General features: G+C 61.1%; 20 protein-coding genes and 4 pseudogenes. 9 read left to right on the top strand and 15 right to left on the bottom strand.

Going from position 1 to position 19345, the window contains the following annotated elements; translation table 11 throughout:
* Window positions 1-295 precede the first annotated feature (295 nt).
* Window positions 296-1072: a cyclase family protein gene (locus ACVWY3_RS02805; protein WP_456837089.1), complete on the top strand. Its 777-nt coding sequence runs from the start codon at window positions 296-298 to the stop codon at window positions 1070-1072.
* Window positions 1073-1082: 10 nt separating this feature from the next.
* On the opposite strand, the gene ACVWY3_RS02800 is transcribed toward ACVWY3_RS02805, so the two are convergent.
* From ACVWY3_RS02800 to ACVWY3_RS02790, 3 genes and pseudogenes are all read right to left on the bottom strand, one after another.
* The gene (locus ACVWY3_RS02800; RefSeq protein WP_456837088.1) at window positions 1083-1811 is read right to left on the bottom strand and encodes a Crp/Fnr family transcriptional regulator; all 729 of its coding nucleotides are present in this window, start codon (window positions 1809-1811) and stop codon (window positions 1083-1085) included.
* Between the two features lie 260 nt (window positions 1812-2071).
* Complete coding sequence (locus tag ACVWY3_RS02795) at window positions 2072-2209, bottom strand: hypothetical protein (RefSeq protein ID WP_456837087.1); 138 nt, start codon at window positions 2207-2209, stop codon at window positions 2072-2074.
* Window positions 2210-2301: 92 nt separating this feature from the next.
* Window positions 2302-2997, bottom strand: a pseudogene (locus ACVWY3_RS02790) (helix-turn-helix domain-containing protein).
* Window positions 2998-3157: 160 nt separating this feature from the next.
* On the opposite strand from ACVWY3_RS02790, the pseudogene ACVWY3_RS02785 reads away from it, so the two are divergent.
* The 4 genes and pseudogenes from ACVWY3_RS02785 (at window position 3158) to ACVWY3_RS02770 (ending at window position 4864) form a co-directional block, all read left to right on the top strand.
* A pseudogene (locus ACVWY3_RS02785) lies at window positions 3158-3606 on the top strand (hypothetical protein).
* Window positions 3607-4329 carry an SOS response-associated peptidase gene (locus ACVWY3_RS02780; protein WP_456837086.1) on the top strand — a complete coding sequence of 241 codons (723 nt, stop codon included), beginning with the start codon at window positions 3607-3609 and terminating at the stop codon, window positions 4327-4329. It begins immediately after the preceding pseudogene.
* Window positions 4330-4444: 115 nt separating this feature from the next.
* Window positions 4445-4660, top strand: a complete 216-nt coding sequence (locus tag ACVWY3_RS02775) for a hypothetical protein (protein WP_456837085.1) — start codon at window positions 4445-4447, stop codon at window positions 4658-4660.
* A 69-nt stretch (window positions 4661-4729) separates the two neighbouring features.
* A complete protein-coding gene (locus ACVWY3_RS02770) occupies window positions 4730-4864 on the top strand; it encodes a hypothetical protein (protein WP_456837084.1) in 135 nt (44 codons plus the stop codon).
* Between the two features lie 130 nt (window positions 4865-4994).
* Here the strand turns inward: ACVWY3_RS02770 and ACVWY3_RS02765 are convergent, their stop codons facing one another.
* Entirely contained in the window at window positions 4995-5168 is a 174-nt protein-coding gene (locus ACVWY3_RS02765) for a hypothetical protein (protein ID WP_456837083.1), read from the bottom strand.
* Between the two features lie 575 nt (window positions 5169-5743).
* Between ACVWY3_RS02765 and ACVWY3_RS02760 the strand changes: the two genes are divergently transcribed.
* Window positions 5744-6628 (top strand): NmrA family NAD(P)-binding protein, encoded by an 885-nt coding sequence (locus ACVWY3_RS02760; protein WP_456837082.1) that lies wholly within the window; start codon window positions 5744-5746, stop codon window positions 6626-6628.
* A gap of 133 nt (window positions 6629-6761) precedes the next feature.
* Here the strand turns inward: ACVWY3_RS02760 and ACVWY3_RS02755 are convergent, their stop codons facing one another.
* The 4 genes and pseudogenes from ACVWY3_RS02755 to ACVWY3_RS02740 all read right to left on the bottom strand — a co-directional run bounded on the left by ACVWY3_RS02755 (window position 6762) and on the right by ACVWY3_RS02740 (window position 9466).
* On the bottom strand, window positions 6762-7133 hold the full coding sequence (locus ACVWY3_RS02755; protein ID WP_456837081.1) for a response regulator: 372 nt from the start codon (window positions 7131-7133) through the stop codon (window positions 6762-6764).
* A 189-nt stretch (window positions 7134-7322) separates the two neighbouring features.
* Window positions 7323-7580: a hypothetical protein gene (locus ACVWY3_RS02750; RefSeq protein ID WP_456837080.1), complete on the bottom strand. Its 258-nt coding sequence runs from the start codon at window positions 7578-7580 to the stop codon at window positions 7323-7325.
* Window positions 7581-8798: 1218 nt separating this feature from the next.
* Window positions 8799-9032, bottom strand: a pseudogene (locus tag ACVWY3_RS02745) (hypothetical protein); the annotation flags it as partial.
* A gap of 251 nt (window positions 9033-9283) precedes the next feature.
* Complete coding sequence (locus tag ACVWY3_RS02740) at window positions 9284-9466, bottom strand: hypothetical protein (protein WP_456837079.1); 183 nt, start codon at window positions 9464-9466, stop codon at window positions 9284-9286.
* Window positions 9467-9607: 141 nt separating this feature from the next.
* Between ACVWY3_RS02740 and ACVWY3_RS02735 the strand changes: the two genes are divergently transcribed.
* Window positions 9608-9799, top strand: a complete 192-nt coding sequence (locus ACVWY3_RS02735; RefSeq protein WP_456837078.1) for a DUF3606 domain-containing protein — start codon at window positions 9608-9610, stop codon at window positions 9797-9799.
* A gap of 175 nt (window positions 9800-9974) precedes the next feature.
* Here the strand turns inward: ACVWY3_RS02735 and ACVWY3_RS02730 are convergent, their stop codons facing one another.
* From ACVWY3_RS02730 to ACVWY3_RS02705, 6 genes and pseudogenes are all read right to left on the bottom strand, one after another.
* Window positions 9975-10184: a hypothetical protein gene (locus ACVWY3_RS02730; RefSeq protein ID WP_456837077.1), complete on the bottom strand. Its 210-nt coding sequence runs from the start codon at window positions 10182-10184 to the stop codon at window positions 9975-9977.
* Window positions 10185-10621: 437 nt separating this feature from the next.
* The gene (locus ACVWY3_RS02725) at window positions 10622-10801 is read right to left on the bottom strand and encodes a CsbD family protein (protein WP_456837076.1); all 180 of its coding nucleotides are present in this window, start codon (window positions 10799-10801) and stop codon (window positions 10622-10624) included.
* Between the two features lie 134 nt (window positions 10802-10935).
* Window positions 10936-11181: a hypothetical protein gene (locus tag ACVWY3_RS02720; RefSeq protein ID WP_456837075.1), complete on the bottom strand. Its 246-nt coding sequence runs from the start codon at window positions 11179-11181 to the stop codon at window positions 10936-10938.
* Window positions 11182-11220: 39 nt separating this feature from the next.
* A complete protein-coding gene (locus ACVWY3_RS02715; protein ID WP_456837074.1) occupies window positions 11221-11421 on the bottom strand; it encodes a hypothetical protein in 201 nt (66 codons plus the stop codon).
* A gap of 937 nt (window positions 11422-12358) precedes the next feature.
* Window positions 12359-13584: pseudogene (locus ACVWY3_RS02710) on the bottom strand (IS3 family transposase).
* A gap of 169 nt (window positions 13585-13753) precedes the next feature.
* Window positions 13754-13978: a DUF6894 family protein gene (locus ACVWY3_RS02705; RefSeq protein WP_456843271.1), complete on the bottom strand. Its 225-nt coding sequence runs from the start codon at window positions 13976-13978 to the stop codon at window positions 13754-13756.
* Between the two features lie 811 nt (window positions 13979-14789).
* On the opposite strand from ACVWY3_RS02705, the gene ACVWY3_RS02700 reads away from it, so the two are divergent.
* Both ACVWY3_RS02700 and ACVWY3_RS02695 read left to right on the top strand, forming a co-directional pair.
* A complete protein-coding gene (locus ACVWY3_RS02700; RefSeq protein ID WP_456837073.1) occupies window positions 14790-14951 on the top strand; it encodes a hypothetical protein in 162 nt (53 codons plus the stop codon).
* Between the two features lie 89 nt (window positions 14952-15040).
* Window positions 15041-15223 carry a hypothetical protein gene (locus ACVWY3_RS02695; RefSeq protein WP_456837072.1) on the top strand — a complete coding sequence of 61 codons (183 nt, stop codon included), beginning with the start codon at window positions 15041-15043 and terminating at the stop codon, window positions 15221-15223.
* 698 nt (window positions 15224-15921) lie between these two features.
* On the opposite strand, the gene ACVWY3_RS02690 is transcribed toward ACVWY3_RS02695, so the two are convergent.
* A complete protein-coding gene (locus ACVWY3_RS02690; protein ID WP_456837071.1) occupies window positions 15922-19299 on the bottom strand; it encodes an ATP-binding protein in 3378 nt (1125 codons plus the stop codon).
* Window positions 19300-19345 lie beyond the last annotated feature (46 nt).

Genomic DNA, 19345 nt, shown 5'->3' with positions numbered 1-19345 from the left:
CCTGGGGTGATTATGTCGTTGTCGGGCAGGTTGCGGGCCGCTTTGGGTCGCTCCACTTCAGGTGCGAAGTCAAGCGCCATTGTCGTCCCTAGGGCGGGCGGCATTCTCTGTCCAAGCCAAATCCGGCATCGATCAATGCTGGAGTTGCATCGATCGGTCGCGGTGCTCCCGGGGGCCGGTCGGCGGGGGGTCACCGTTTCTCCGAAGCGTCCGCACCGCTCTCGTTACTTGACGCCGCAGCAAGAGCCCGCTCAAGATGCTGCGCAGCAGAACGGAGCATTTCGAGGACATGCCCATGCCGCGGAAGCTGATCGATATTTCGGTGGCACTCGGGAACGACGTGACGGCCGACCCGCCGGGCAATCACCCGACGATCCAGTATATCGATCACCAGCAGGGCTTGCCCCGCATGCTGCAATTTTTCGACGGTTTGAAGGCCCAGGATTTGCCTGACGGACAGGGCTGGGCCGTCGAGCAGGTTTCCTTGTCCACCCATAACGGCACGCATCTCGATGCGCCCTGGCACTTCCATCCGACCATGAACCGCGGCGAGCGGTCGTGGACCATCGACGAGGTGCCGCTGGAATGGTGCTTTCAGCCCGGCGTGAAGCTGGACTTCCGGCACCTGCCTGACGGCTATGTGGCGACCGCTGCCGACGTCGAGACCGAACTGAAGCGGATCGGCCACACGCTGTCACCGCTGGAGATCGTCGTCGTCAACACCAGCGCCGGCGCCAGGTTTGGCCAGGCCGACTACGTCAATTCCGGCTGCGGCATGGGCTACGAAGCGACCATGTACCTGCTCGAACGCGGGGTGCGCCTGACCGGGACCGACGGCTGGAGTTGGGACGCGCCGTTCGTCTACACCGCGAAAAAATATGCTGAAACAAAAGATGCCGGCCTGATCTGGGAGGGCCACAAGGCGGGACGGCACATCGGTTACTGCCATCTCGAGAAGCTGCACAATCTCGATCAATTGCCGTCGACCGGATTCACCGTTTCGTGCTTCCCGGTGAAGATCGAGCGCGCCTCGGCAGGCTGGACCCGCGCGGTCGCCATTATCGACAATTAGGTCGAGGTTGTCATTCGCCGTCGAGGCCGCTCTCAGCGAGCTCGCGCAGCGCGTCGGTGTCGAGCACGACGATGGCGCCATGCTCGAGGCGGACCCAGTTGCGACCGGCCCAGGCGCGCAATTGCTTGTTGATGCTCTCGCGCGTCATCCCGACCATCTCGCTGATCTCCTGCTGCGTGATGGCGAGCGTGCCGCTGCCGGAATCGAGCTTGCGCTCCTCGGTGAGACCGAGCAGGGCGCTGGCAAGCCGGCCCGGAAGATTCTGCAGGATCACCTGCTCGACCTGCTGGCTGGTCCAGCGCAGCCGCGCGCAGAGCAGCTCGATGAATTTCATCGCCAGCGCCGGTTGGCTCTTCACGAACGGCAGGAAGTCCCTGCGGTCGATGATGTAGAGCTCGCAATTGGTGTTGGCGGTCGCGTCGGCCGATCGCGGCGCACCATCGAGAACGGCGATCTCGCCAAAGATTTCTCCAGGACCGATCAGATTGAGAATGGCGTTCCGTCCGTCAGGCGACGAAGAGGAAATCTTCACTGTCCCCGAGATCACCGCGAACAGATTGTTGCCGGGATCGCCTTTGGCGGCGATGGTCGCACCGCGCTTCACGGTGGTGTGCTTGGCATAACGGCAGAGCTGATCGAGCGCGTCCGGCTCCAGATCCGCGAAGATCGGGTGCTTGCGCAGGACCGATAATTTGTTGCCCGCCGACTGTCGGGGGTCGCCGGTCTTGTCCTGAGGCACGCCACGGGGCTCCTAAGACTGCGAGGCACTGGGGTTCCTGCGTAGTCAACGTTATCAGGCTTTTCAACCGGAAAGCATGCGCTTGGTTTGAGGCAAATGCCGTAAAAATGCCGGAAGCCCGCATCCGAAGGATGCTCGATGCATTGGGATCGATGCAGAGTTGCAAGCCGCGCAAGCCGCTGTTGCGTTGAGGCGCTACCGGCCAGCCGAGAGCCGGCCGTTGAGCATCGGACGTCGGTCCATCCGCTCTGACGATGATCTCAGGAGCTTTGGCGCCTGGACTCCCGGGCGAGCCGGCCTGCACTGGTCTGCCGGTCCGCCCAGGCCAGAGCTGCGGCGAACGCGACGAAGATCGCGATGACGACGATGGTCATCAGCAGCGCGTCAGTCGGCATCATGCTTCTCCCGGGATTGTCGGAGGCATTATTTGCCACCGGCGGCCGGCGTCATTGATCGGGATCAAAAATCTGAGAGCATCGTGAAAGCGAAATCAGGCGGCGGCCAGAGCCTGGACGCGCGCCGGGTCGCGCAGGCCGATCCCCCCTGAATGATCTCGATCGCGCCGTGGCGCTGCAGCCTGGTGAAAGTGCGGCTGACGGTTTCGATGGTCAGGCCGAGATAGTCTGCGATGTCCTGGCGGCGCATCGAAAGGGGAATCGTGCCGGATGTCCCCTTGAGCGCGAACAGCCGCTCGCGCCAGCCGAGCAGAAATGTCGCGACCTTCTCGTCCGCAGAGCGGCGGCCGAGCAGGACCATGTGGTCGCGGGCCTGGCTCAGCTCGCGAATCGCCAGCTCGTTGATCCGCCTGAGCAGGTACGGCCGGTCCTCGATGAAACGGCCGAAGGGCGTCTTCGCGAACTGGCACACGGTCACCGCACCGACATCGGCTGAAAAATTGTGGCGGCCGGAGATGTTCATCCCCAGGAAATCGCCAGGCAAGGGAAAGCCCACGATCTGCCGCCGGCCGTCCGGCAGCAGCTTGTAGAGCCGCATGACGCCTTCGAGGACGTTGTAGAACTCGCGATGTCCTCCTTGGAAAACACGGTCGCGCCCGCGGCGAAGTGGACGCGGCGGCCGAGATGCTCGAATTCCCGGAGCTCAGCCGTATCCAGCGACGAGCACACCGCCGCTCGCGTACGGCACAGTCGCTGCAGAAATGCCCGTTCGGTGTGTCGCGGCTCCGAATATTGACCCCTTTCGGCTTCCAACATTGACCCTGGCTCACTGCTCCAATTCGAAATGGATCCAGGCGTTTACTGCATATCAGGTGGGGGCAATGTTGGGCGCCGGTCGGGGGGTCAAAAGCCGCGCCGATCGACAGGCCAGACTAGGGATAGGCGCCAACGATGGCGCCAAAGCATCATCCGACGCCACTGTCCGGCGGAGACCGCAAGGCGCTCGCCAAGGAGCTCGGCCGCGCCCGCGCCATGACTACGATTCTCGCCGCCCAGTCGGCCGATGCCCGCGCCAAGGGCGAGGCGCTCCTTCGCCAGGCCGACAAGCTGCTCTGCGAGTCATGGAACGAGCGCATGTGGACCGATGGCGGCCCGATCGCCCGTCGCCGACCGTCGACCAGGCCATCGACGGCGCATACGCCTGGCTTGAGATCGAGTGCTCGCGGTGCAAGGCCCGCCGGGACGTCCATTTGACGTCGTTGCGCCACCCGCCGACCACGTTCGTCCACGACCTGGCGAGCCGCCTCCGCTGCAGCAAGTGCGCCAAGGCAGGTCGCCGACCGCCGGCGACGCTGCTACAGCTGTCGCAGCGAGCCCGCCATCCGGATTCGGAAGCCTGAATGTGTAACCTCTACTCGATCACCACCAATCAGGCCGCGATCAGCGCGCTGTTCCGCGTCGTCAACCGCTACGTCGGCAACTTGGCGCCGATCCCCGGGGTCTTTCCCGACTACAAGGCGCCTATCGTACGCAATGGCGCCAATGGCCGGGAGCTCGCGACCGCACGCTGGGGCATGCCGTCGTCCCAGCAAGCTCTCCTGCAGGCAACCAAAAAACGCGCCGAGAAGCTGCAGGCCAAGGGCAAGACCGTCGATTTCAAGCAGCTGCTCCGGATGGAGCCAGACGGCGGCACGACAAACATCCGCAACGTGAAGAGCAAGCACTGGACGCGCTGGTTGGGACTTGAGAACCGCTGCGTCGTGCCGTTCAACTCGTTCAGCGAGTTCAACAAGGCCGAAGGCGGCGACATCTGGTTCGCTCTCGACGAGAGCCGTCCCCTCGCCTGCTTTGCCGGCATCTGGGCCAACTGGACCTCGGTAAGGAAGGTCAAGGAAGGCGAGACCACCAACGACCTCTATGCGTTCCTGACGACGGAGGCGAACGCCGAAATCTTCGCCATCCATCCGAAGGCGATGCCCGTGATCCTGACGACGCCCGAAGAGGTCGAGACCTGGATGACCGCGCCGGCCGACGAGGCGCTGAGGCTGCAGCGGCCGCTTCCAGACGGGGCGCTGCGGATCGTCGCCCGCGGCGTGAAGGAAGATCCCGCGCCGTCCTCCTAGGAAAGAAGCGAGTCCTTTCTCACAAAATTCGGCGCGCGTGCCTTACTGGACTCAAGGAATTCAGTCCTCACCAAATACCTAGTGATCGACATCCGTTGGCCGTATGGTCCCATGCATGGACCTGCGGCTGATCCGAGAACACCTTGCTCAAGCTGAGCGCCACGTTGCGCTCAGCGATAAGCATATCGCCCGTCAGATCGAGATCATTGATGGGCTGGAACGTTCCGGCCGCCCGACCGGCTTGGCCCTGGACCTGCTCGCCACGTTTCGGCTGCTTCGGGCTTCTCATGTCGACCACAGAGATACGATCCGCAGAGAATTCGGGATCTAGGTCTACTCGGTTGGCGTTGCGAAATGATCTGCGTCAAGTGCAACGAAATTGCACGGCAGACCGTAAGGCATGCCCGACTCCGACCAACAGACCGATAACAGGGATGTCAGACCCTCGCGCTTGACCGAGGCGCGCCGGGTAATCGAGCAGTACGCCGCCGAGCTGCGTGAGATCATCAAGAAGCTCGGCGGCAAGTTGCACTAGGGCCACGGTGAGCGGATTCCTTCATCCAATCCAAGAGGCTTCCCTTCAGGCGTTGTTCGATCGTTTCTGGCGATCGCGCAGGCGCTGGACTCGATCGGAGACACCTGCCCCGAGTGCCTCTCCGGGTCGACTAGACGGCCTCTTCTCTCTCGATGGGCTCGCGACCAAGCGGCACCCGCAGGCGAGTGAGTTCGATCCACGCCAGTGCGGCGTTGATCCATCTCTGCCGTTCGGCTCCGCCGGCTTCGGCGGCGAGCTTCATTGCCGCAAACGCCTCGCGCTCGGGGTCGTACTCGACGTCCATGGGGCGAAATATAATCGCGGACGGTAAACGATCACGCATCGATGCGACCGTAGGAATCCGGGGCCGGCCGGGCCGACGGCGAACGCCGCGCGCGCGTCGGGCCGGTGCCGAGATATAGGCTTCTTCAGAAGATGCCGAGGAGAGCGAAAACCGCGACTTCCCCCAGGAAGGCCAACGTCATGATCGCGACCGTGAGAAGCACATCTCCATCGGCATGAGGGGCATGGGCAAGGCCTCGCGTGTCCTGCGCCGCCGTCGTGAACACATGAAGCCAGGGAAAAAGTTACGGTTCCGCCTGCCGGGTTCCGGTTATAGGGTCGCCGCAGGCAGGCCCTTTCAACCGGCGCAGATTTTGCGAGTCCGCGGCAGAGTTGCCCGGCGAACGCTGTTGGGGACGACTTGCGACTTCCAGACGTCGGCCTCCCCGCGCCACGCACACGACCGGAACTCATCGCGTAGATTCTGCGGGGGAATGGGGCAACGCGCCGGGTGTCATCCCCTTATCGATTAGCCTCGGCCACGGAACCATGGCAGACGCGCAACATTTATCCGACTCAACCCTCGGGAGAGCAGAGATGTTCATCGTGATCGGGGCAAACGGGCGTGTCGGATCGGCCGTAGCGTCGACGTTGCTCGATGCAGGTCGGCCGGTTACGGCCGTGCTTCACCGCAGCAACAGCGTTGCGGGCTGGCGCAAGCGCGGCGCACACACTGCGGTCGTTGACGTACGCGACCGCGATTCCTTGCGTGCGGTGTTCAGGAGCGGCACGCGCGCTTTCCTGCTCAACCCGAGCGCCGACGTCTCGACCGACACCGATCGCGAGGAACGTGCAACTGTTCGGAGCATCGTCGCGGCGCTTGAAGGATCCGGGCTCGAGAAGGTCGTGGCCGCATCCACCTATGGCGCCCAGCCGGGCGAGCGCTGCGGCGATCTCAGTGTCCTCCACGATTTCGAGCAGGCGCTTGCCGCGCAGCCGATACCGGCGACCATCCAGCGAGGCGCCTACTACATGAGCAACTGGGACGGACTGCTCGATGCGGCGAAGGGCGGCGTGTTGCCGAGCATGCTGCCGGCGGGCATGAAGATCCCGATGGTCGCGCCCGCCGATCTCGGCAAAGCGGCCGCGCGCCATCTGCTGGAGCCGACCCGCGATCGGGATGTCCATTACGTCGAAGGACCCGAGCGGTATTCGCCGCAGGATGTCGCTGACGCCTTCGCGGCCGAACTCGGCAATCCGGTGAGAGTCGAGATCATACCGCGCGACCAATGGATCGCGGCCTACAGGAAGCTGGGCTTCTCCGCCGCGGCGGCCGAGTCCTATGCGCGAATGACCGCGGTCAGCGTCGATAGCGGCTTCGCCATGTCGGAGCCGTTCGAACGCGGAGAGACCACGCTCGAAGACTATGTCGGAGCACTCGTTGCGAAGTCGCGCGGCTCGCGCGATCTGCAAGGCGCGTAGCGTCACGCGAAAGTCGGTTGGCGACTGTACAGGATGCGGTTGGCGCGGTCACGAAAGTGCCGAACGGCTTCGGCGACACCGGCCGGAGTGCCCGTCCGATAAGAGCTAACGCTTCGCGATTATTGTTCGGATCCTATCTGCCTGCCCGTTTGTCGCGCGAGCTTTGCCGTTGCCGATGCAATCGGATGATGTGTTTCGCGATGGCTGGCGCATCGTAAGGTTTTTCAAATCGTTTCACTTCCCAAAAGCGGCTAGGCAGAGCCTCTCGGCTGTAGCCGGTGGCGAAAACGAACGGAATGCGCTGCTGCATGAGCTTGTCGGCGATCGGATATGCGGATTGGCCGTGCACGTTGATGTCGATCACGGCCGCGTCGAAGCCGTCTTTCTCGACCTGCGCCAGCGCTTGCGAGAATTCGCAGATCGGACCGACGATCTCCGCGCCTTCCGACCGGAGCGCCTCTTCCAGATCGGCCGCAAGGAAATACTCGTCCTCGACGATCAACACGCGACAGGAACCACTCATCACGCCACCTCGTGGACGGGGATGATGGTCCGAAACAGGCTGTTTCGCAATCGAGCAGCTCGGGCACTCTTCAGCCGGCGGGACGAAGACGCGCGCCCCCGGGATTTGCGGCCCGTTCACGGAAACCACCGCAGCAGCCGTGGTTCGCGCCGGCCGTCGGACGCACATCCGTCAACGGCGTGACCACCATCGGGTGGTCTGCACGGGAGAATGTGACGTCCGCGCTGCCGCGGCCTTACTGCTCTCGTCGCCCGGGAGATCGGGAACGGTCGAAGGCGCCTCTCCATCCAATTCACGAAGCTGATCGATCTGACGTCTGAGGCCGTCCGGCAGTTCTCCGTCCTGGCCGAGGCACGCTTGCAGTCTTTCGCCGATTTCTCGGACGATTGCACGGCTGTGCGTGTGGTCGATATCGATGCGGTCTCGCATGGCGAACCTCCTTGCGAAAACCCCCACGAACGAGGTCCCCGGCGCGACAGGCCTCGCAGACCGCGCAGAGACCGCCGCCTTTGGCTATCAGTCGCAAGCGCTTGTGGAACAGCGGGCCCAAGGGGCCTTTGGCTACCCTAGGGCGCTGCAACATCGACTTAAATGCGGTTCCGCCTATGTCAAAGGTTGGGATACCTCCTCGGGTCCTCTGCTAGGGACTTACCCTTTAGCGGCCTGCGGAAAACCATGAAGGACATGCAAGAGCACTTGGAGAGGCTTCGGGGCCTTTGGGGCGAGGAGTTGTCGTTGCTGCATCGCGAGTACCGAGTTGCTTTTTGAACGTTCCTTCAGATTTCCCGATTTCCCTTTTTCTGTTGTCCGTGAACGAGGCTCCGGTGGAACGGCAATGGCTTATTGCTCGTTGGCTCGGCAGGGCAGAAGGAGGAGAAAGCCAAATGAAGCTTGCAATTGTTGTGCTGTCGGCCGCCGCTCTTACCGCGTCTGCGACTGGGGTATTCGCACAGAGCAGCGTGTCGAGTAAGACCCCTGGTCATGAAATGCAAAGCAAGGGTTCGAAAATGGGCAGCCCAGGCGCCTCCGGCTATTCGCCGGGACATGAGATGCAGGCGAAGGGCGCGAAGAAGGGATCGCCGGGTGCCTCCGGATATGCGCCGGGTCAGACCACTGGCTCGACTTCTGGCGCAGCTAGTTCGAGCACGAAGCGATAGGTCGAACCGAACCAATCGCCCGCTGACTTGAATCGGCGGGCTTTTTCTTTTGCCGGTTTGTCCCAAACTCAATCAACCGTAAACCGCTTCTCAGCTAACGGTTGCCAGATGGATGATGACGTTCATCACGAACCATCTTTGGGCGCATGGCAGCGGAGCCTCGAGCGTCTCGCGGCTTGGATGGTGCGCGGAAACCGGGTTCACGAGCCGCCGCGCCAGACGACGGTGACGAGGCTCGCAACGCCAGCCAGAACCGAACCTCCGTCGCGACAGCCGCTCCCGCCACGTCCTTAGATCGCCCGAACTTGCGCTCCTCCAGGCATTCTCGTGCATGGATCGAGATCGGGAAAAATGGCAATTCAGAAAAAGCTGGAGCGCTGCCGCCAGTTCGCGAAAGATTTTTCGACGGGGGGCGCCCTCCTTGCGTCGATAGTCGCCCTGTTCGAGAAATCCGCTTGATCGCAAGCGGTTAAGATGGCGCTAGGCCGCCTCAATGGTTGGCGCCCCTCAGCAGCCGCACATAAGTCCCGCTCTCGTGCAGCTCGAGCCAACCGTGCTCGATGGCGTACTTGATGCCAGCCCCGAATTCAGCGCCGCTTGCCTTCAGAGTGAAGAGAAACGGCGCGTTGATCTTCTCGATATGGATCCGGCCGTCCTGGACCGCCTCGACGCTCGCGGCGAGCTTGAGGAGCTTGCGCGCGGCGGCTTCGGGATCTGCATAGGGCGGGCGTCAGCGTGTTTCACCAGGAGAACCTTCCGGCCGCTTGGGCGGCATAGATGTGGCGGCGGCGGCGCTCGAAGTTTTCCGCGGGCTTCCAGGTGTCAAACGTAGCGCCGCAGGAGCAGAGCATCATATCCGAACGGCGCGCGGCCTGTGCCCGAGCATTGGAGCAATTCGGGGATCCGCGTTGACGCCCGCAGGGTTGAAGCGAAACAAGCGAAGTTGCTAAAAGAGATTGGCGCCCACTTAGACAGCTATCGCTGATGGCCTAAGCCTATACCCAACATGATAGCCTTCTGACGTAGCGCGCCTTCGGTTCGCTTCGTCATCTTGGATATCTTCGCAACCGGCGTCCGAGCCTTCGAGTGCGCCTTCAATTCTTTGATGTCTTCCTTCGTCCACTCGCGGCGGACAGGTTTCTTTGTGTTCTTAGCCACTCGGCGACTCCGTCAACGTTGAGATCGCCGTTTAGCATATGACGCGCGACACGCAAGGTGCCCTTATGTTCGTTCGAAAAACTGAGGCAGGAACACGTCGTTTCTAGCCGCGTTGAGCTCTCCAAATAGGGAGGACAGAAAGTGACTGATAATCTCACCAAGCGAGGTCAGCCCGACCGCAGCAAAATAAACATGCATGAGGCTCACGAAGTGAAGTACTGGACCCATGCGCTCGGGGTGACCCGGGAGGAGCTTCAGAAAGCAGTCGACAAGGTGGGCAACTCCGCAGCTACGGTTCGCAAGGAGTTAGGCAGAGAGGCAGATGCGCAATGAGGACCGCGAGTGGCTGCTTTTCTACATCGACATCGCTATAGTCGTTTGCATGTCCGGCCTTGTGATAAACCTGCGCTCACATGGTCGCGGGGCTGTTCTTTGATTGATCCTAACCCTCCCACAAGTTGCGCCTGTAACCGTACCGAAGGCCACAAAGCGTCGCACACGTCGCAGGTCATAGCCCAATCACCCACACGGAAAATCCAATAAGTAGGGTGAGGAAGACCACGCCGGCTATGACGACCTTTGCCATCACTCCACCCACCCACCGAACACCCTCGGGCTTCGCCGCCTCCTTGACGACCATAAACTGTCCGCCCGTCTTATTGCGCTTGCTAGCCGTTTTCGTCAGCGGATTACTGCCAGTCGGTATGTTAACAGCCATCTTGTTCTCCGTGCCGCACAATCCGCGGAGCCATCCGTAGTTCCTAACGGGAACGTCTGGCCCGGCTTCCGAGTTGTTGGATGTCAACTGAGGAGGACGAGATGGGATTTGGTAGAGGTGCTTTGCTTTGGCTTCTCGGCGTTCCGCTGCCGATCATTCTGCTTCTGGCGCTTTTCTGGCATCACTAGAGCGGAGGTATCCCTAGATATCGCTGAGGCCCTCGGTTCGCTGGGGGCCTTTGGTTTGGAACGAGCCAACTTCTTTGGATGTCTGCATGAACCCGATGGGCACGTTCAATCCCAACCAGCGGCGAACAACGATTTGGATCCCGACTGGGCCGCGCGCAGATTCCAGGTGGCCGAGGCGCGGACTTCGCCGCGCCCTTCGACTAGCTTGGGCAACGAAAAAAAGCCGGCGGTTAGCTCTTGTCTTATGCCCTATTTCTTTAAGGCGTCAGCTGCATTCCGCGCCGCATCTTTCACATCTCCCGCGGCGTTGTGGGCAGATCCCTTGGCCTTATCGATCTTGCCTTCGGCTTCCATTTCCTTATCGCCAGTAATCTTACCAGCACCTTCTTTGATGGCGCCCTTTTGCTTTGTCCGCAGCGCCCTTAACATGTTCGCGGTCCATGATGGTGCTCCCTTGCTGTTCGAATGATCATCCAACGAAAGGGTTGTGCGGCGGTTCCTTGAGAGCGAGCACCGATCACGCAGGCGCAGCGCGATGATAAGTAGGAGCACCCTTCGATAAGTCAGGCTTGCTCTGAGGAGAGTCTGTAAACCTCGCCCGGCTTAAGGTTGATCTCCTCGAACATCCCTCGCTGCTTTTCGGAAATCACCACTGGAAGTATCTGCGCTCTCCAGCCCTTCGGAACAGCCGCGAGAACCAGCGTTATCGCCTGACTTGGCTTAGCCAGGGCAAGCCAAACCTCAGTCGTTGCCCCCGTGTCAGAGGTAACCTCGACGATAGTAAAGGCGTGGCCGAATGACTCTGCCATGGGGGTCAACGCCCCTTACTGTTGCTCGGCTCAGTGGCATCACTCGGGCGGCTTCAATCCCGGCGATTGTAGCCACTCGCTCATGTGCGAGCCCGTGTCACATTGCCGGGCCTTCCGGATGATTTGCTCGCGTGCAGGTCCGTGCGGAAGCAGCTTCGCTTCTTCGCGCAAACGCTTGGCCTCTTCGGCAAGGCGCTCTTCCAACGATTGAGTCTGCTTGAAACGACGCCGTTTGAGCATGGCGCTGCTCCCTGTTCGAGTGGGGCGGGAGCGCTACCGGCGTTCTCATCACAGATAAAAGCCACGGTCCGAGCTGTGATGTCCGAAGTGTGCGCCCGCCCCCCGCAAGATAGCCAGCCTTATCTTTCGTTCCGGCACCGGAACTTTGGACGAATGGCTCAAAAGGCTCAAAAGATGTGAACGGCTAAGCCTTCTCCAATGTGCGCCAACTAGCCTTGGGGACGAATGTCCGGGGCGGGCCATTAGCGCCGTTTGGTAGGTTGGGCGGCTGTTTCCGGTCTAGCCCAACGAGCCGATAACAGAGGACGCCGTTCGAAGCTCGCCTTCGCGCCAGAAGACGACATCGAAACAGACCGCCAACTGAACCGCTTTACCCATCCGTCTTGTTCTCGTCGGGATGCAACGTGGTCCTCTCTGTTTCAAGATCTTTGACAACTTCAGCCATGGGGGCCAGCGCTAGCTCATCGTCTATCAGGAACTGAACTCGCCTAAGCGCAGCAAGTTCTTTGTCGATACTGATGCACCTATCGCACATCAGGGCGCCGATCTGCCTCCGGCAGTTGGCGCTCTAGCCAATCGGCAATGACCTTGTACTCTCTTTGCATCTTTTCGAGTTCTTCTCTCGTTTCTTTGTGCTGTGTAAGCGCAGCCTGCTCTCGGCAAGTCCGCTCTAGCGCGCGGTACATACGATGAGGCATTGTGACTTCCCCGTCACGCAGGATGCCGCAAGTAACACCTCATTCCGGGCCTGGGAAATTACCCATGTGAATTATCCGGAATTTTACGGGCGGCCGTTTGGGCCTCTCGTGGGAAAGGCTCTTGTGTTTTCCTCCCCAGGAACGTGTCGGGCACAGCAAGTCGAATGAGGATCTCTGTACCGCGGCAATCTGGGTAGGAAGTCGCCTTCCATCCTGATCGCCGCGTGGAGTTGCCCCCGTTAGACCGGACACTCGGCTGGTTCGAGAGATGCAATGTACTCCCGCGGTGAGCGGTAGCCAGCCGGGAATGCCGAAGTTCTGAGTTGTAATCCTCCATCCAGTGGTCGATCCGCAGCAGCGCGGTGCGCGCGTCGGGGGATCGGGTTGACGCGAACATAGTCGCGCTTGAAGGTCTTCACGAACGCCTCGGCCATGCCGTTGCTCTCGGGGCTTTCGACCGGCGTGAAGCAAGGCTCGAGGTTCAAGGCCGCGGCAATCTCAAGGGTGCGATAGGCGGCGAAGATCGAGCCATTGTCGCTCAGCCATTGCACCTTGCGTGGAGCGCGCATGTCACCGAACCGCCGTTCGACACAGTGGACCATCATGTCCCGGATAATCTCGCCGGAGATCCCGGCCGTTGTCGCCACCCAGCTGATGACCTCGCGGTCATGGCTGTCCCGGGCAAAGGCAACCCGTACGATCTCGCCATTCCAGCAGGTGAACTCCAGCGCGTCCGAACACCAACGCACGTTGGAGTGGCTTGTCATGATCGTTCCAGCATGGGCCCGCGGGATGCGGCGCCCTGTATGCCGGGCCAGCAACAAGCCGCCCTTCTTCATCAGCCGGTAGACGCGCTTGGCGTTGACGGGATCGTGGCCGGCGGATCGCCGCGCGCGCTTGAGGAGCGCGGCGATCCGCCGGTAGCCATAGCTCGGGCGGGCGTCCACCAGGCGCCGGATATCAGACGTGAGCTCCACATCCCCGGCGCGGATCTGGGGCCCGCGCTTCGGACGCTTGCCATCAACTCGCTCAACCAGGTTGGAGCGGGCCACCCCGAGGGTCTCTGCGATCCGTTTCACGGGGTATCCTCCGGCGCTTGCGATCGCGACAGCAAGGTCGGTTTTTTTACCCGTGCAAGATCAAGAGCCTCCTTGAGGATCTCGACCTCCATGGTCTTGCGGCCCAGCAGGCGTTCGAGGTCTCTAACCCGCTCCTCCAACCGCCGGACCTCGGATGCGGCGACCACATCCTCATCTGCCCGAACCGCTTCCTTGCCCCCTTCGCTCATCAGCCGTCTCCATCGGAAGACCAGGCTCGGGGAGAGCCCATGGCGACGGGCAACATAGCTGATCGACATGCCCGGTTGCAGCGTCTCATTGACGACCAAGAGCTTCTGCTCCGTCGTAAACCGTCGCCGGCGGGCAACGCCGGTGATGACTTCCACCTTCGAAAACGTCTCGGACATAGGCGTATGCCTAGGACTATGCCTAGCTCCTCCGGCTAACGCCGGTGTCCGGTCAAAACAGGGAGCAGTTCACCGCGCGACAGATCTCCTCGGGTTGCTCGCTTAGTGTGAAAAAGACAAGCACACTGCGCCCGCCCTCAGTTAGCGGGGGATAGACGCGCTGATGTGCTCAAGACTTCGAGCTAATGCAGATGGTGTGCACCAACCTGCCTGCCACGTCCTTCACTTCCAGCCGCCATTCTTGGCCCGGCCGGAACTTACCGTCGATGTCGTTTAAAAGCGCACCCGCGTAGCGGGTCGCCTCTCGCCAGGCCGCCTCGTCGTCTGGCAATTCCTCGCCCTCATAATCGGCGTGGGGTGCGACGTCCTGAACGTTAAAGTAGTATAGTGGCATGCCCAGCAAGAATGCGCGAGCTTCAGCATGGTTCCTGTAGCCTTGCCCACTCCCTCGGGCAGCCCGATGGGTAGAGTCCGCACACGACCTAAACTAGAGCGCTGCCCCGGCTCGGCAATTGCAAGTCAGGATCAGCTGTTTCATAAATGCAATCCTGGAGTGAGCACAATCAAGTTTGCAGCCAAATAAGGAAGAGGAGGCAACGGTGAGTGAAAGAGGGGCGAGGGCAAGCAGATTTGTTGTTCGAATGGGAGGCACTGGTTGGATGGTTTACGATCGAGAGCGCAGGGGGCCTGCGCTGATCGGGACCGATTGGGCGGCTAACCTGACGAAGGAGCAGGCAGAACGAGCATACCGAACTTTGTCCCGATCAGTTGGAGAGCCGGAAGGGCCGCTCACTTAGTCTGTTCAACGTCACCACCTTCGTGCCTTTGCTAATAGATCTTCCCCTGGCCTCACTGACGTAAGTTCCGCTCTCGCGCAGCTCGAAGCAGGGTGCTCGACAACAAAGGCCGCAGCGAAGTCGATCGCTGCGGCCCGCGCAAGGTCAAAGAACCGGGTGAAACGATCTACGTGAACTATGGAGCCAGCCCCGGTTTGCCGAATCTTCCCGGCGCCGTTAGTTCCCGCGACAACAAATGTGAATCCGAAATGGCAATAGTTAGGAAGCGGCGCGGTTCGCGTTCGTGGTAGCGTATGTCGTGTCGCGTCTTTGCCCCCCATTGGCGTGGCGCACGCCGCGGGCCTGTTCCAGAGCAGAGCCTGCGGCTTTTTTGTGGGCACTTTTGGCCCGCCTATGCATTTTGCGCCCATGGAAGGCATCACTGCCAGATACCTCCGCGAAGCGAAGGCTTGCTTTGATGAGGCAGAGAAAGCCACTCGCACTGCCGACAAGCAGGCATGGCTAAAGCTGGCTGAAGAGTGGATGGCGATGGTGGAGAAAGCACAAAGGCAGACCTCGTACGAGCAGTAAGCGCCGCCGGCCGTATTCGATTCCGAGTGTTGAATTGATTTGCCCGCGTCCTGATTGGCCCTAAGCTAGTTCCTGAGGGGGAACGCGCCATGAAGGACATGCTCGAACACCTCGCCACGTTGCGCGAGCAGATCGTAAAATGCGAGCAGTTGAGAGATACGGCCAAGTCGCAGATCAAGCGAGCGGCGTTCGAGCGGGTGGTCTTTCACTACAAGGTCCTCGCCGCAGAGCTCGAAAGAGCGATCGAGCAAGTAAAGGCCGAGAATGAGTAAGGCCGCTGGGTCTGGCGCACATCGTCGAATGTATAGTTTGTAACACAAGTGATGGACGCGAACCGCATCGAGGGCCACGGTGCTCCTGATGCATCCTCGATCCGAGTCATATCGGTCGCTTGAGGCCCTCTGCCGCCATCAGGCAGCCGTCACAACTACCCCGGCGGCCAAGCTGAAGCTGTTCGAAATGGCTCGCGAATGCAAGGTCTTGGCGGATTGGTTGGATCGCCAATGGCCTGAGCCATAAGTTCAGCAACCACACACACGCAGCTACGAGGTTACGCGTCACGGTGCACTCCAAGGTAAACCTGTGACTGGCTACTCGGGCATCATACTGCGCTCGTGGGTCTGGAAAAGCCTAGGTCGACCGGCTCGTGACGGAGAACGCCCCAACGGCGGGTTACGTCACGATCTCGGAATTAGGCCATTCAGCGGCTCACTGCGAAAGTTGTTTCCGGATGCGGTCGCGGTGCGCTAGGTGACAGACCTGAAGTTCGCAGTAGTTGTCCAACAAAGCGAATGCCAAGCCTGTGTGGTGACCGGCCCGCGCTAGGCCGTGTACCTATAAACCCGGCGGCCGTCATGTGACTGGTGACTACGCCCGCTTTTGCTCCTGCAGCGACCAAGTTTGGCGGCGGCGCGGTATGTCGCGATGGGCCAGGAGCCGTTCCATGCTGACCTGCATGACCACAGGTCCCTCATTTCACCAGTTCGTCGAGCATCGCCTTCGCCTGCTTCAAATCCAACGTGTCAAAGCCCTCACTGAAGCACCCGTAGACCGGAGCGAGAAGGTCTCTGGCTTCTTCGCGCTTTCCTTGATCGCGCCACAGCCGCGCCATGCTCATCGCGGAACGGAGTTCCCAGGACCTTGCGTGCTGATGGCGCGCCACTGCGAGCGCGCGGTCAAAAAAAACTTCCGCTTTTACCGGATCTGGTTTCGGCAACAATAGTGCGATTTCTCCGGCAGTGCGGTTGATCTCGGCCTCGCACCACGTTTCCTTGGTTTCTTCCACCGATGCCAGTGCCTCGTCGATGCAAGTCCAGCTGTCCTCGAATTTTCCGACCTCTGCGTAGCTCTTTGCCAGGAATGATAGAAAGAGCGGCATCCACACTGTTGCTCCCGTTGATCGCCATGCGGCCATACCGGACGTGATCATTTGAATTGCATCTAAGTGTTTGCCGATCAAGGCAAACAGCCAGCCCCGCCGGAGGACCCCGCCCGCTTTCCAGAACGACGCACGTTTTTCGTCGGCTACAGCAACTAGTTCTTCGATTAGCTTGTTCGCCGTAGCGTGATCTCCACAATACATGTGGATAAACGACACGTGGAAGAGCGCAAACATGAGCGTAGTGGCGTGACCGATTTCGCGCGCCTCCTTGAGCGCTTGGTCAGCGTCCGCGAGCGCCGCCTCCGGATGACCAAGCAACCACAATGCCCACGAACGCCACGGCAAAATGACCACTCGCACGTCCTGACCAAAGCGCGCGGCCAGCGCGCGATGGACGGCGGGGTCGTACAGTGCGATAGCCGAATCCAGATGCGCGCGCGCTTGCACGAAATTTCCTGCGCCAAGTAACGACATGCCCACCAAGCGGTGCCCAATCATCAGCGGCACTGTTTCGCTTCGTATTTCTGCGAGCGCCAAGAAATGGGACGCAAGCTCGCGCATCACGTCGCCCCTGAATGAGATAAAGCTCGCGACCCAGGAGCCGTAGAGTACGGAGAACAGCAGCAGTGGGTCTTCGGGAGACTCTCCGAGCGCTTCAGCTTGTTCGATTAGCGCACGTGCCCGCTCCACGGTCACCCTGGTTTCAGACGCTGCATACCCCTTGAGATGGAGAAGTGGGGTTATGAGAGCGACCTGAAACTCGATTTGTTCGCGGCGCAGGGCTGGCGTTCCAGGCAAGCTCGCAATCTGGTCAAGTGCCCGGGTGAGCTGCGCCACGGCCTCCTCCAGCGCCGAACGCTCCAGCGAGAGCTGTCCCGCCTTGCCCCACAGGCCCGCGGCCTTTTCGATCTGCCCGGCCTCGGTGCAGTGACGCGCAAGTAGTTCCGGCTGGCTCTCGGCCGTCTCCGCGAATTGATTTTCAAGGCTTTGGGCGATGCGGGCGTGAAGCGTGCGTCTCGGCTCGCGTAGCAACGTGCCGTAGGCCGCGTCTTGCACTAGGGCATGCTTGAACAGGTAGCTCGCATCCGGCGGCACGCCGCGCCGGAATAGTAGTCCGGCTTCAACGAGACGGTCGAGCGCCCGTCTTAACTCCGCCTCTGGCCTGCTCGCAATTGCGGCCAGCATGGGATAGGAGAACTCCCGCCCGATTGCCGCTCCAACCTGCGCCACCTCCTTGGCGGGGCCGAGCCGGTCGAGCCGAGCCATAAGCGATGCATACAGGCTTGCCGGGACAGCGGCGGCCGTGGACGGAACCTCAGCGGCGGTCCGCCGCGCTTCGCCTTCGCTCTCCGCCTCGAGAACCGCCCTTGTCATCTCCTCCACAAACAGAGGAATGCCGTCGGTGCGCTCAACGATGTTCTCCCGGATGCCGGGCGGCAGCGGCGCGCTACCAATGAGACCATGGATCATGGCCACAACGTCGCGCTCCGTTAGCCGATTGAGCATCAGAGCCGAGACGTGAGGCCGTCCGAGCCACGGCGCATCGAACTCCGGCCGGAACGTCACGATCAGCAGCACGGGAAGGGTCGCAATCACGTCCACAACCCGACCAAACGCTTCCAAGCTTGTGGGGTCGGTCCAATGCGCATCCTCGAAAATCATCAGCACTGGATTCCGGCGGGTCAGCGCCTCCAATTGTGAGATCAGCGCTTCCAGTGTTTTTTGCCTGCGCTGCTGCGGCGTCAACTCGAGTACGGTATACCGTCCATCATTCAAGAGCGACAGCATCCCGGCAAAAAGCGCTGCATCCTGGGCTGAGGTGGAGGTCTGCACAAGCAAGGCATCGAGCTTATCGAGTCTCGCTTGCAAATCGTCGTGATGCGCGAATCCAGCAGCACGCTCCATCTGGCCGATAATCGGGTAGAGGGCGCTATGCGTGTGCTGGGGCGAACAGAAGTACCGCAAACGGGTGTGCGGTTCGGCGGCGAGGCCGTCCAGGAGCGCGGCCGTGAGCCGCGATTTTCCGATGCCCGCCTCGCCCGAGAGCAGCACCACCTGGCCTTCGCCAGTCTTTGCAGTGCTCCACCTCCGAAGCAGCAATTCGAGCTCTTCTTGGCGGCCGATAAGTTCAGTGAGCCCGCCTGCGTGTAGAGCCTCGAAGCGGCCTTCGATCAAAGAAGGCCGCAGTGCTACCCAGGCTCTGATGCTGCTCGGGATGCCCTTGAGTTCTTGGGGTCCAAGGTCCTTTAGGTCAAACAGATTGCCCAGGAGCCTTCGCGTGCTCTCAGCGATGAGCACCGCGTTGGGCTCAGCCACGCCTTGCAGACGTGCGGCAATGTTGGGTGTTTCCCCGACGATGCCTCGCTCCTGTGCCTCCCCTGATCCGATCAGATCGCCAACCACGACAAGCCCCGTCGCAATACCAACGCGCGCTTGCAGCGTAACGGACAATTTGAGCGCTCCAACTGCCGCAATCGCCTCCAGTGCTGCGCGCACAGCTCGCTCAGCGTCATCTTCGTGCGCCTGCGGATAGCCAAAGTAAACGAGCACCCCGTCGCCCATGTATTTCGCGACGAAGCCACCAAAGCGCCTGACGGTGTCAGCGACGCATCTCTGATAGGCCGATATGATCTCGCGTAGGTCCTCCGGGTCCATACGTGCGGAGAGCGTCGTCGAACCGACGAGGTCCGAGAACACTACAGTGACGTGGCGGCGCTCGGCGGTGTCCTCGGCAGCTTTGTCGGTCGCCAGAGGCCCATCGGATAGTGGCGCTGGTGCATCCGCTTCGACCCGCAAGTTGGCGATGGCATTGAGCAGCTTACGACGATGGCCGACAATTGCGACGCCAAGATCCTTCAAGTCCTCCGCCGTCAAGCTCGGGAGAACAAACTCGTCGATCTCGTTCTCGCGGAATGCCGCCTCATACTGTTCGAGGCCGAGCCTCCGCAACCAATCTCCGACGTCCATGGTGGCGCCTCTAGTTCGGCGACGGCTGCATGATTCCCCAGGCGAG

The organism is Bradyrhizobium sp. USDA 4486, assembly GCF_054057995.1.
The sequence above is the reverse complement of the archived record's forward strand: the minus strand, read 5'-3'. Positions and strand labels throughout refer to the sequence as shown.